Annotated in this window: 14 protein-coding genes; 8 read left to right on the top strand and 6 right to left on the bottom strand. The window is 51.6% G+C overall.

The genetic code is table 11. The features are described from left to right. Nucleotides 1-345 precede the first annotated feature (345 nt). From AAGJ81_12905 to AAGJ81_12895, 3 genes are all read right to left on the bottom strand, one after another. The gene (locus tag AAGJ81_12905; GenBank protein MEM0967039.1) at nt 346-810 is read right to left on the bottom strand and encodes a DUF4864 domain-containing protein; all 465 of its coding nucleotides are present in this window, start codon (nt 808-810) and stop codon (nt 346-348) included. 276 nt (nt 811-1,086) lie between these two features. Continuing rightward, nucleotides 1,087-1,512 (bottom strand): hypothetical protein, encoded by a 426-nt coding sequence (locus AAGJ81_12900; protein MEM0967038.1) that lies wholly within the window; start codon nt 1,510-1,512, stop codon nt 1,087-1,089. A 454-nt stretch (nt 1,513-1,966) separates the two neighbouring features. Next, entirely contained in the window at nt 1,967-2,434 is a 468-nt protein-coding gene (locus AAGJ81_12895; GenBank protein MEM0967037.1) for a peptidylprolyl isomerase, read from the bottom strand. A 397-nt stretch (nt 2,435-2,831) separates the two neighbouring features. On the opposite strand from AAGJ81_12895, the gene AAGJ81_12890 reads away from it, so the two are divergent. The 7 genes from AAGJ81_12890 to AAGJ81_12860 all read left to right on the top strand — a co-directional run bounded on the left by AAGJ81_12890 (nt 2,832) and on the right by AAGJ81_12860 (nt 7,684). Beyond that, nucleotides 2,832-3,050 carry a hypothetical protein gene (locus AAGJ81_12890; protein MEM0967036.1) on the top strand — a complete coding sequence of 73 codons (219 nt, stop codon included), beginning with the start codon at nt 2,832-2,834 and terminating at the stop codon, nt 3,048-3,050. Next, nucleotides 3,040-3,453, top strand: a complete 414-nt coding sequence (locus AAGJ81_12885) for a PIN domain-containing protein (protein MEM0967035.1) — start codon at nt 3,040-3,042, stop codon at nt 3,451-3,453. Before AAGJ81_12890 ends, AAGJ81_12885 begins: the two co-directional genes overlap by 11 nt. A 382-nt stretch (nt 3,454-3,835) precedes the next feature. Next, on the top strand, nt 3,836-4,597 hold the full coding sequence (thiM, locus tag AAGJ81_12880; protein ID MEM0967034.1) for a hydroxyethylthiazole kinase: 762 nt from the start codon (nt 3,836-3,838) through the stop codon (nt 4,595-4,597). Then, complete coding sequence (gene thiE / locus AAGJ81_12875; protein ID MEM0967033.1) at nt 4,594-5,244, top strand: thiamine phosphate synthase; 651 nt, start codon at nt 4,594-4,596, stop codon at nt 5,242-5,244. Before thiM ends, thiE begins: the two co-directional genes overlap by 4 nt. Further along, complete coding sequence (gene tenA / locus AAGJ81_12870) at nt 5,220-5,873, top strand: thiaminase II (GenBank protein ID MEM0967032.1); 654 nt, start codon at nt 5,220-5,222, stop codon at nt 5,871-5,873. The genes thiE and tenA overlap by 25 nt, the downstream gene beginning before the upstream one ends. Then, the gene (thiD, locus tag AAGJ81_12865) at nt 5,870-6,673 is read left to right on the top strand and encodes a bifunctional hydroxymethylpyrimidine kinase/phosphomethylpyrimidine kinase (protein MEM0967031.1); all 804 of its coding nucleotides are present in this window, start codon (nt 5,870-5,872) and stop codon (nt 6,671-6,673) included. Before tenA ends, thiD begins: the two co-directional genes overlap by 4 nt. Nucleotides 6,674-6,838: 165 nt before the next feature. Then, complete coding sequence (locus tag AAGJ81_12860) at nt 6,839-7,684, top strand: bacteriorhodopsin (GenBank protein MEM0967030.1); 846 nt, start codon at nt 6,839-6,841, stop codon at nt 7,682-7,684. 379 nt (nt 7,685-8,063) lie between these two features. Here AAGJ81_12860 and AAGJ81_12855 read toward each other — a convergent pair whose 3' ends face one another. The 3 genes from AAGJ81_12855 to AAGJ81_12845 form a co-directional block, all read right to left on the bottom strand. Further along, nucleotides 8,064-8,417, bottom strand: a complete 354-nt coding sequence (locus AAGJ81_12855; protein MEM0967029.1) for a nuclear transport factor 2 family protein — start codon at nt 8,415-8,417, stop codon at nt 8,064-8,066. A gap of 100 nt (nt 8,418-8,517) precedes the next feature. Continuing rightward, nucleotides 8,518-9,909, bottom strand: a complete 1,392-nt coding sequence (locus AAGJ81_12850) for a GTP-binding protein (protein ID MEM0967028.1) — start codon at nt 9,907-9,909, stop codon at nt 8,518-8,520. A 69-nt stretch (nt 9,910-9,978) separates the two neighbouring features. After that, nucleotides 9,979-10,221, bottom strand: coding sequence for a hypothetical protein (locus AAGJ81_12845; protein MEM0967027.1), 243 nt, complete (start codon nt 10,219-10,221; stop codon nt 9,979-9,981). A 636-nt stretch (nt 10,222-10,857) separates the two neighbouring features. On the opposite strand from AAGJ81_12845, the gene AAGJ81_12840 reads away from it, so the two are divergent. Next, the gene (locus AAGJ81_12840; protein ID MEM0967026.1) at nt 10,858-11,502 is read left to right on the top strand and encodes a hypothetical protein; all 645 of its coding nucleotides are present in this window, start codon (nt 10,858-10,860) and stop codon (nt 11,500-11,502) included. Nucleotides 11,503-11,883: the final 381 nt, after the last annotated feature.

The following is an 11,883-nucleotide window of genomic DNA, read 5'->3' as shown; positions in this document are numbered from 1 at the left end:
CTCCGACGAGCGAGTTAGGCCCATTCTCGGGAGCGGCGCAAACAAACGCCTTCCCATCCGCAGAAAAACACTTTAACCATCAACCACACTAACAATCGAAAATACGATAGTCCCCTGACAACCAGAACGGGGGAGGCTCACCTACTCGTAATCGATCTTCCGAGATTAAGATTACGAGTAAGATTAGGATTACGATGGGGGAATGTGGTTTGAGGGCTTGAAAGCCAAGTAAAGTCGTTCTACCGGCTGTTTTGCCGGATAACTTTCCCGCACATGAGGAAGAGAGAATGAGAGAGTGAGGTCAAAATTGACCGGTAACGAAAACGGAACCCTTTTTGCCAGCCGTTACACCAGATTCCCACCCTCCGGGCTTGGGGAGGAGACGGCTGTCGTTCGCCAAGGGCTTTTCTCATCATCGCGGTCGATTCGTTCGACGAGCCAGAAGTATTTTAGACGGACCCCTTCTCCGGTGACCACGATCACCTCAAACGTAGCTTCCCCTCTCCTACTATTTTCCAACTCGGTTACGGTGTGGCTTCTGTGATTGAGCAAGGGTTTGTAGGCGGGACTGTAAAGCATCTGGGTGAACCGCGGGAGCGGACCAGTGCTCTCTTTGTTTTTTGGATGGGCGTATTTCCAGGCGATACCAATTCCGTGGTCCGCCTCTGGCGTGTCGTTGGTTTGCAACGCCTCAAGCTGTGTCAAAACCACGTCTTTCGCAGTCATTTGCAGCTCGTTGGGCGGAAGGCCCTCTCCGTAGGCGAAAATCATGATGAAGGTGGAAAGAATTGGAAAGAATGACCCCCGCATATCGGATCTTCCGTGAATAAGGGAGGAAAGTCGAACGCTGGTGCGGATTCGTAGGTTTGAGGCTGTAGTGCGCTCGAAGTGCCCTTTAGGGATGTCTCAGCCTTTCATTCTCCGCAGCGCGTCAATCCAAAGCCAGCTCTCTACCAATCGAAATCGAAATCCAAATCGCTATCGGGCTTGGGGCGTATAGGGCCATTGCCTTCATACTATTCTCTTTCTGACCATGGAGAACACGGAAAACAGGGGCCAAATAGTTCATTTTTTCTCTTCCTTCTCCTATCCGCGCTCAACTTCTGAGCCTACGCCTTGGCGAAGGAGTATCTGAGTCATCCGTGGTTCAAATTCTTCTCTTTCCTCTATCAGCGTCTTTTTGCACAGCAGTTCCGAAAAGGTCTTCGATGCTCCACTTGAATGATAGCCGGAATCCAGTACGGTCTCTCGGTGGATCGGGTTTACATCTGTAAAGAATGCGACGCGCCGAAGGCGAAGCAGGTTCAAGGCAAGCCGCTGAAGGGAAAAAAACTCCTTAAGGCGGCGAAGACCGAGAATTTCCCTTTCAAGGTAATCGCCTGTGAGTGCTTGGGAAAGTGCAAACGGGGCCCTAATGGCCTGATCAAACCGGGGAACAAAAAAATCCATCGCCTGAGCATCAAGGCTCTTAGGGATCTTGGAGCCAAGTAAGGTCAGATCTCCTGAGTTCATTCGGTTTATTACTCTAGCTTTTTGGGTAGACACATAGATTTAGACTAGACGAGGGTTTCGTTTCAGACATGCCCGGTTTCCAGAGCCTGCGCCCTACCTGGGACTATGAACCAATGATCTGAAGGAATTGGGATCATCTCGCGGCTCAATGAACTTAGGTCTCGGTTCTGGCCAAGGTTGAGCACGTCGAAAGTCAACCGGAGTAGAGGCTTTTGTTCGAGCATCCAGACTCTCCCCGGAACAGAGTTCCGAGGCTACGGACAAGCCGGCCACTGGTAAACTAGATGAGGGTCTTGTTTTGGCCATGCCCGGCTTTTCCCGATGAATTTGGGCTGGGCGCTACTACGTCGAAAGATAGCAAACGCAAAATTTTGAACATCGAACGCTCAACTTCGAAAGAAAGCATCTCAAATTTGGACGTTTAGAGTTCAACGTTGAACGTTCGCTATCCCCCCTACTCTTTCACATACGCCTTGATGATCTTCTGATCCTCGATCGGTTTGTCGCCCCAGCCTGTCTTTACGTTTCCAATGGCCTCGACGTTCTCATAGCCGGTTGTAACTTTACCGAAGATCGTATGACGGTCGTTGAGATGACGCGGGGTGGCCGTGGTGATGAAAAACTGGCTCCCGTTCGTTTGTGGACCTGCGTTGGCCATGGCCAAGAGACCCGTTTCGTCAAATCGAACCTCGGGGGAGAATTCATCCGGGAAGGTTTTGCCCCAAATGGACTCCCCACCCCGGCCGGAAGCGGTCGGATCGCCTCCTTGAATCATGAACCCCGGGATCACCCTGTGAAAGGTCAGGCCGTCGTAGTAGCCGTCTTTCACGTGGGTTACAAAGTTCGCCACGGCGAGAGGAGCGACCGAGGGCATGAGTTCGATTTCGACATTCCCCTGGGTCGTTTCGAGGACCACCGTCATCGGCGCCTTTTCCTTCCATTCGGATGCGACGGCGGAAAGGTCTTGGTCAGCCGGAGACGCGATGAGCAATAAGCCGGGAGCAAATGTGAGGAGAGCAAGGAGGAGTTTTCGGTTTTTCATTGGAAAGTGCAGATGCGTGAGAATGTTCGAGTGAATAAGCTACTGTGGCGCGGTATTTAAGTCGTTGTCGTTAGGTTGTCTCGCGTCGCCGGAAAATCCAGATTTTTCCGAGCGAAGTAACCTCAGCAAATTCGCTCTTTTTCGATTGTGATAACGAGCAGGATTAGGAATAAGAAAACTGGGGTCGGAAGAAAATGTTCCGAGAAATGAGTTGTCCCAATCGAAAGTAAGAAACCCGCTTGAAATACACGGATTTCGTGCACACTACCTTAGTGCAATGAAAAACGTAACCTTCAGTGCTGACGAAGAGCTAATTGAGCTTGCTCGAGCGGAAGCTCGGACCCGGAAAACTACGCTGAATACCCTTTTCCGGGAATGGCTGGAAGATCTGGCGAAGCGGGATGAACGGCGAGAGCGGGTAGATGCGGTTTTCGAGGAGATGGAACGCTACAACGCAGGCCGCAAGTTTTCTCGAGTGGAAATGAATGAGCGTTAAGATCTTTCTCGACACGAACGTCATCGTCTATGCGTTCGATAAGACTTCGCGAAAGAAACAAACCCAAGCGCGTGAACTTTTGCAGATCGACCGCAAATGGGCGGTTAGCTGGCAGGTCGTGCAGGAGTTCAGCTCGGTTGCCTTACACCGATTCAAGAAACCTCTAAGCTCTGAGTTCCTGGCCAACTTTATTGATCTCGTGCTTTGGCCAAAGTGTAGTGTCATGCCCTCCCAAGCGATTTTCGAGAAAGCAATTATAATTCGGGAGCAGACTCAGTACCGCTTCTACGATGCATTGATAATCGCTGCGGCAATCGAATCGGGAGCAACAAAGCTGCTGAGCGAGGATCTTCAGGATGGACGGGCCTTCGGAGAATTAAAGATCGTGAATCCGTTTGGGTGAGCGGAGTCCGACAGTTTCCAGTTACTTGTTAACGGGAGGGAGAGAATGCGTAGAGTTTTTGCGGTGGGTTTTGGACAGGGGTCAAAGAAGGAAATCGAAATCCAGATCGCTATCGGGATCGGGTCTCGTAGCGGAGCAAATTCCCAACCCATCCATTCAAGGGCGGTTCGATTGACCTCCTTTGGACGTGACGAGAGCAGTTTTGGTTCTGAGCAAGCCGCAACGCGGCTCAAATCCAAAAGTACCTCGCCACTAAGGGGTTGCGGCAACACCGGTTCCGCAATCACGAGCCAGAGGAGGTCAATCGAACTGCCCTCAAAAGAAAGAGTTGTTTCCCCTGCGTCTGCTATTTTCTTTTGATAGCTAAGTTCACCCAAATTCTATGCTCACAACTGAACAAACGATTACGAAAATTCGGGAACAGTCACCACTCGTGCACAACATCACCAATTACGTGGTGATGAACAATACCGCGAACGCCCTATTGGCCATCGGAGCCTCGCCTGTCATGGCGCATGCCATTGAAGAGGTAGAAGATATCGTCTCCATATCATCCTCTTTGGTCATCAACATGGGGACACTGAGTCCTGAATGGGTGGACGCGATGTTGTCGGCGGCGAATAAGGCGAACGAGCTCGGCAAGCCGTCTGTATTCGATCCAGTTGGGATGGGAGCGTCTCCGTATCGCAATCAGAGTGCCAAGAGTATTATGGAGGCGGCCACTCCCACAGTCATCCGGGGGAATGCGTCCGAAATCATGGCACTGGCGAAAGTATCCAGTAGCACGAAGGGAGTGGATAGCACCGCAGCCTCCACCGAGGCGATCGACGCGGCTCAGAGTCTTTCTCAATCCCTCTCGAACACGATTGTGATCAGTGGTGCCACTGACTATGTCGTCACAGGAACTCAAGTGGATGAGGTGAACGAGGGCAGCCCAATGATGGCCGCAGTAACAGGTATGGGATGCACCGCCACTGCGGTGATTGGAGCCTGCTTGGGGGTAAACTCCGATGGGCACTCAGCCGCATTGAGCGCGATGGAGATCATGGGAGAAGCGGGCAGTCAAGCGGCAGCCCTATCAAAGGGCCCGGGCAGCTTCCAAATGAATTTTCTCGATTGCCTCTACGGGATCACAACATCGTGAGACCGCCTCCCCCAGACTACTCATTAATGTTCGTTACCGATGACCGTGTTTCCGACGACGATGAGTTCATCCAAATTCTGGAAGCGACCCTGAGAGGCGGAGCGACCATCGTCCAGCTCCGGGAAAAGAAACTGAACACCAAGAGGTTTTATCGGAGGGCGGTGGAAACGAAAGCCGTTTGCGACCGCTATGAAGTTCCGCTCCTCGTGAACGATCGGATCGACATCGCTTTGTCGGTCAACGCAGACGGCGTTCACCTTGGACAGAGCGACATGCCCCCTTCGGTTGCCCGGAAACTGATCGGCGACGATAAGATCATCGGATGGTCGGTGGGCAGTTTCGAGCAAGCAGAAGAGGCAAACGGTCTGGAGGTGGATTATCTCGGACTCTCCCCTGTTTTTGCCACCAACACCAAAACGCTGGATCTGGAACCTCCTCTCGGTTTGGAAGGCATTGAAGAAATCCGGAAGATCAGTGGAAAACCACTGGTATCTATCGGTGGAATTGATGAAGGGAATGCCGCCGCAGTGATTGAAAGTGGGTCGGATGGAATTGCGGTCATATCCGCAATCTCCAGATCCTGTGACCCAGAGCGAACTACTACCAACCTAAAGGAAATACTATGCCGAACTGGTTCGAAACGATAAACGCCAAGACCGATCCGATCAGACGTGAGATCAAGTCACATCCGTTCATTGAAAAGCTGATGGACGGCACTTTGTCGAAAGAGGTTTTCCGATTCTATATCGAGCAGGATGCGCTCTATTTATCAGAATACAAACGGGTCTTGGGCGCACTCGGAATCAAGTGTAACGACGATCCGGATATTCAATTTTTTTTGAGCGCCGCCACCGGAATTATCGAAGTGGAACAAGCCGTCCATGAGCTTTACCTCGAAAATGGCCCCGACCTGGGAAAAATCTCGCCGACCTGTGAGCTCTATAACAGCTACCTCAGCCGCATGGTTCATACCCGTCCACTGGAGGAGGGATTGGCCGCCGTTTTACCTTGTTTTACGATCTATAAAGAGGTGGGTGACTTCATTCTAGCGAATCAAACGAACCAGGAGGAAAACCCTTATCAAAAATGGATTGCAACGTATGGAGGAGAGGAGTTTGCCGATTCGGTAAACGAGGCAATAGCCATCACCGATAAGCACGCTGAAACCGCTTCGGAAGAAACGCTGAGACGAATGGATGCCGCTTTTGAAAAAGCCTCGAGGCTGGAGTGGATGTTCTGGGACAGTGCTTATCGGAAAGAGACGTGGCCAGTATGACGACCCGTTACCCATCCGTATTGACCATCGCAGGAAGCGACTCCGGTGGCTGTGCTGGCATTCAAGCAGACATCAAGAGCATCTCCGCCTGCGGTGGGTATGCGGCGAGCGTGATCACTGCTACCACCGCCCAAAACACCCTTGGCGTTACCGATATCCACCCAATCCCACTCTCCCATCTCGAAAAGCAGCTCGACGCGGTTCTCAGTGACATCGAATTTGGAGCGGTCAAGATCGGGATGCTCCATTCCTGCGACGTCATCGAATTGGTTGCGGCTAAATTGTCGGAATACAGGGCTCGGAATATTGTTCTAGATCCAGTGATGGTCGCGACCTCAGGGGATCGGCTGATCGCGGAAAGCGCGGTCAACTGTTTGAAAAAGTTCTTGCCCGCCTCGCTTTTAATTACTCCCAATCTCAAGGAAGCGGAAATCCTGATGGGGCGATCGATTCATTCTGAATCTCTTCAGGAGTCTACGAAGGAGATTGGCAAACACTACCAGACTTCAGTTCTTCTCAAAGGAGGACATCTCGAAGGTTTGGATGACCAAATGGTGGACACGCTCTACGAAGCCGAAACCGGTCAAATCACCACCATTACAAATCCTCGGGTAGAGACTAAGAACACCCACGGAACCGGCTGTAGTTTGTCCTCCAGTATCGCAACTTATCTTAGTTTGGGGTTTGGTTTGAAGGACTCTGTGCGGAAGGGTTGTCAGTATACCAATCAGGCCATTCTCAACGGAAAAGACCGGGTTCTTGGTAAGGGTAATGGACCCATCAATCACTTTGGTCTGTAGCTGCTTTTTCGAACTCTCTGACGGATCGCTTGCGTCCAAAACCTTAGCTAATGAGGTTCAAAAGGAACACTAATTAGAGAAGCAAACTCTCTGATCAGTTTGAAAACGGGATGGATTCGAACCCCTTTTCTTTGGCCTCCCTACCACCAACCTCAGACTATAGCTATGCCCGATACAGAAAACGCTCTCGGTAACGCTACCTTCGAAAACTATGTCGGTCTCGACATCGGTTTCACGGAAATGGGTTACCAGCTCTCCGCTCATACTCTCACACTCGGTTACGCAACCATGCTTGCCGCGTTGTTGTATTTTGTCATGACCATTAAACAGGTCGCTCCTCGATTCCGAATGTCCTCCATCCTCTCAGGGGTGGTGATGGTGTCTGCCGCTCTGCTTCTCTACGTGCAGGCCACGAACTGGACCGACGCCTTTGCGTTCGATCCCGCGACGGGTCTTTACATGCTGCAGGAAGGAAAGGATCTGTTTAACAACGGCTACCGTTACCTGAACTGGTTGATCGATGTTCCCATGTTGCTCTTCCAGATCCTCTTTGTGGTGACCCTGACGAAGAGTAAGTTCTCTTCGGTCCGGAACCGGTTCTGGATCTCGGGGACTCTGATGATTGCAACCGGATACGCCGGCCAGTTTTATGAAGTAACCAACCCAACCGTTTGGCTGATCTGGGGTGCGATATCGACTGTGTTCTTCATCGATATCCTCTATGTGATGAAGAAAAAGGTCATTAACGAGGGTAAAGAAGGCATTCCGGCCGATGCTGCGAAAACACTGGAATCGATCTGGTGGCTCTTCCTGATCTCGTGGATGCTCTATCCGGGTGCCTACCTAATGCCGCTCATGCTCGACGGTGAAGCGGGTGTGGTCGGCCGCCACATTACCTACACAGTAGCAGACATCACTTCGAAGATCATTTACGGAGTGCTCCTCTCGCTCGTAGCGATGAAACTGAGCAAGGCCGAGGGTTACGTTTCGGAAGAAGCGGTTCTCAAGTAGGATAAGCTGCCGTTTTTTCCCCGTTTTTTCCGGGTTTGCCGTAGCGCCGAAAGGCGCTGCGGCAGACTTGGGTTCTCTTCTTTATTTGAGTCTCTCCGAGAAGGCTAGAAACATGGAACCGCCAAAGAGAGGGGTCCGCTTAGTCTCCAATCTGTTCTCCCGCAACTTGGGCCAGCTTGCTCCACCAACTCCTGCATCTCGGCAAAATTCATGAATTAACACGAAGCGATGGTATCAGAGGAAATACAAAAGTCTCACTGGGAGGGTCCGGCTCCGTTCGGACCGCGCATTGTGTAAAACCGCAACGCTAGCCCTAGTTAAAAACAGACCAGCGTTCATTTGAAGCTGATCGAGGACGGCGGGGCCGCCGTCCCTCCAATCAAGCTGACAACTGCGGCGCCATACTGGAGTGATGTTCGACGATCCGTTCGTCGCGAATGACGAAGGTGAAGCGGGCGCGGGTGAACTGCATTAGCCCCATTTCCTCATTATCCCATTCAAACTGATAAATCCCCGAGTCGATCTTAATCTCAGAATACTCTTGAACGTAGCAACTTTCGAGAGTGGCAAGCAACTTCGGTTGGGTGAGAAAGGACTCGAAATACTTCCTGATACGTTCGGGTGAGTCACAAATCACATCGGAGAGAGTCGGCAACAAAATTGCGTCGGGAGCGTAAAGCGCACAAACATCAACCACCGAGTGGGCATTCACTGCCTTCAACCACGCGTCAATGACTGGATGAGAGGCGTCCAGACGGCGATCAGTATTCCATTGAACCGTAATGTTTCTCTCCTCGCTTTTTGGGATGCTTGAAATCTTTACTTCGGTTCAGCTACGTCTTCTTTCCGACCCCTACCTCCTCCACAAAACAATCCCTTAGTGCCTTTTCGATTTTCTCCCGGTCCATATCAATTCCGATGAAAACGATTTCCTGGCGCCGATCGCCTTGGCCGGGAGTCCATGCATTGCGGACGACTTCCGGTAGGTTTTCCAATTTCTCATCTCCTCGCTGAACTGCGGTGTGGAACCACTCGGATTGATAGTCGGCGCGCATCATCTTACCTGCGATGGAAAGGAACCCTACGTGAGTCGGACGGCGATCTGACCAGTAGAGGCCCTTTGCCCGTATCACTCCCGGCAACCCCTTGCGCATGACTTTAAGGAAGCGGGATTCGACGAAAGGAGTCCGTGCGTTGAAGACAAATGTATCCAAGCCGTAGTCCCTGTGATCGTGATGGTCATGGCCTTCGTGATCATGGTGATGATCGTGCTCGTCTTCGTGGTGATGATCGTGTTGGTGGTCGTGGAGGTGTTCCTGATGATGGTGCTCCTGTGAGTCTTCGGCCAACACGCTCTCGTGCCCCTCTACCCTGCCGGATTTTTCGTTTGCCAACATGGCTTGATGCCAACCGGCGCCTGCAAGAGTGCTCTGCTCACTGAATCGATTCGTTCCCAGCAGGACCTCCACATCAATGTTGCCAAAACTGCACTCCCATATCTCTGCCGTTCGATTGAGACCCTTGAGATAACCTTCAAACCGACGACGATCATCACCGTCTAAACCATCAACTTTATTAAGGATCAAAACATCTGCGCATTCGATCTGTTCGATCAGCAGCTCCTGAACCGGGCGGCGAGGATCACTGGGGAGAAGATGCGTCCGCCGAGACCCTCCAGTATTTTCGCTTGAGGCAAAATACTGACCTAAATTTCCGCCATCGATCACGGTCACCATATTCGCCACTTGGAGAAAGTCCGTACCCCTACGGCCAAAAGTGTTCCCTGAATAAAGCGTCTCGAGAATCGCCTCCGGCTCTGCCACTCCGGTAGCCTCGACGAGGATATACTCCGGCTCGAATCGTTGGACGAGCTCGAGCAGTGAGTCGAGCAACTCCGTTTGGATGCTACAGCAAATGCAGCCACCCTGAAGCTCCAACATTCCGGAAAACGCACCGTTTTCTTCTTTGACTGCATTGCGAATCAGGGACGCATCTACATTAATCTCCCCGAGGTCATTGACCAACACCGCAAATTTTGGCGAGCCCCTGTGAGAAAGGATATGATTCAGAACGGTAGTCTTTCCAGCACCGAGAAAACCGCACAAAACAGTGACCGGAACTTTTGATATTTCCTCCTCAGAAAGGTCAGGATTCCATCGGGCGAAAGACACACCGTAACGAAAGGCGCTTGCAATAGGAGAGTCGACGGAAAATTGAGGAATCAATTATCCCGATTCGAAGGAAGGTTTCCGGGAGGTACTTAGGAAGTTAGTCTAGGATTCGCCCTCCCAAATTCACCTCACTTTCGGCTCCGGACCTTTCATCCAAAACCCAAGAACAAAGAGAATCAGCAACTCGACCACTTCCTTGTTGAGTGCTCCAAAAACAAGTCGCCCAATCCCCAGTCCCAACTCAAGAGTGATTCCCGGTGCCTGAAACTTGAGCGGTGCCTCTAAAAAAGAAATGCCGATTACTAGCCCAAGCCACACTCCAGGAACGAATAGCATGAAAAACTGCGAAATACGGAAGAGTTTCATCTGCGGGGAAGAGTGGAAGATATGAGGCTGGTTGAGAAGATTGAACTAAAGCAGCGCACTTCCTTTTAGCTCCAATGATCTGGACCGATATTGAAGTCAGAAAATGTGCCAAAGCAGCCCTTCTGATCTGATCTTGGCAAAGGCATTCCGCTTCCAGCGAGGACGTCGTCCCTCCCTGGAATTAGCTGTCGCAGACGGTCTGCCCACGCGTTCATGCGCAGCGGAACGGGCACCGGCTTTCCCGGGAGGGTCCGGCTCCGTCCGGACCGGGCAGATCGGTCGAAGACCTTAACCGTAATTTGACCAGAAGACCATTCGTGGTTGGTCGCGCCCGGAGAGGTTTGAAATCATCTCTTCCGCTAGCTTATTGCGAAACTACCCAAGCCATTCCTATGGTTGTGAACACAAAAAAAGGCCCGCAGATCGTTTCCGATCTACGGACCTATTAAAGGTGAGGGTTGGGAGTTCGCCACACTCTCTTTCCTCGCTTCACTATCATTTGGCGCCCTAACCACCCGTCGAGCGGTTACTGGCTGATAGTTCCCCGACGCTGCGTCGTATCGCAAGGACGATTGCGATTTCGTTTCGGCCCCGCAGCGGAACCTGATTCTGGTGTCACCACCAGCATTTTGTTGGGTGAGACTTCTCTGCCTGGTTTTGCACCTGTCTGCCGACAGCCGCAGTCCGGACACGGATTGGAAACGTCTGAGATCTCCACTTCCATTCCTATACCTCATGGTCAGCATCCGCGTATTTCGGCGGACCGTTTGCCATGAGCAACGGGTCTTGTCTCTTAACCCTCAAATTGCGTTCATTTCTCAGGCGGACGACCTCTTTGGGGCCTCCCGCTATTCGAATCTTATTGGGCTTCCATGGTCCCCGTCCGGCCTGGACGACTTCCACGTGGGGCACTCAATTCGCGAAGGTAAAGTCCTTTTTCCCGCGCCGGTTGCGACACCGATTCGATCTGACAGCGTTTTGTTCGTCCACACTGTCGGACATTCACTCTCCACTCTGGCTCACAGTAGCAATTATCGGTCTGAGACCGACTGTGTTCGCCTCTACTTTCCGAACCGAAAGGTAAAAGCGTCACTCGGCTTCGCGGTTGGTTCTCGCCTAGGCACCGCGTATTTGACGCTGCCCCTTGGCCACCGCTCGCCGCCAAACTCCGCTATCGTGGTGATACGAAAAGGCACGACCCTTTTCGCCGGAGTTGGTGACATCTGCCTGCTTCTCTCGTTTACCCGAAGGCTTACAGTGCAACCCGAGGGCTACTCGTAGCAGGGGCCAGGAACGCCAGTTCATCCCGACCATTTATCGGACCGAAGTCCGAGGATTATCCTGAAGCTTTCAGTGAACCACCGGAGTGGCTCTCCTACTCGCCTCGCTTCTGTCAAAGATCACGCCCCCGAAGGAACACTTCAAAGTAAGGATGAAAGCTCCCAACGTGTCAAATAATATCGTTCGTAAAGTGTTGATGTGTAGTAACTTGTGAATATCTTTGTGAATAAGTCCCGAAGTATCTGCCGCTTAGGAATTTACAGATGTTGATGACCAAAATCGGCATTGTGAATAACTCCGGCGGTGAAGATTTTTGGAAAATTTTTTGAAAAAACCCCCCTTTTTTAGGCCAAATGATTTAGATGCATGAGCTGTTCCGCT

This window comes from Verrucomicrobiota bacterium, from assembly GCA_038744685.1.
Taxonomy (GTDB): domain Bacteria; phylum Verrucomicrobiota; class Verrucomicrobiia; order Opitutales; family Puniceicoccaceae; genus Puniceicoccus.
Note: the sequence above shows the minus strand (reverse complement) of the source record. Positions and strands in the feature narration are given on the sequence as shown.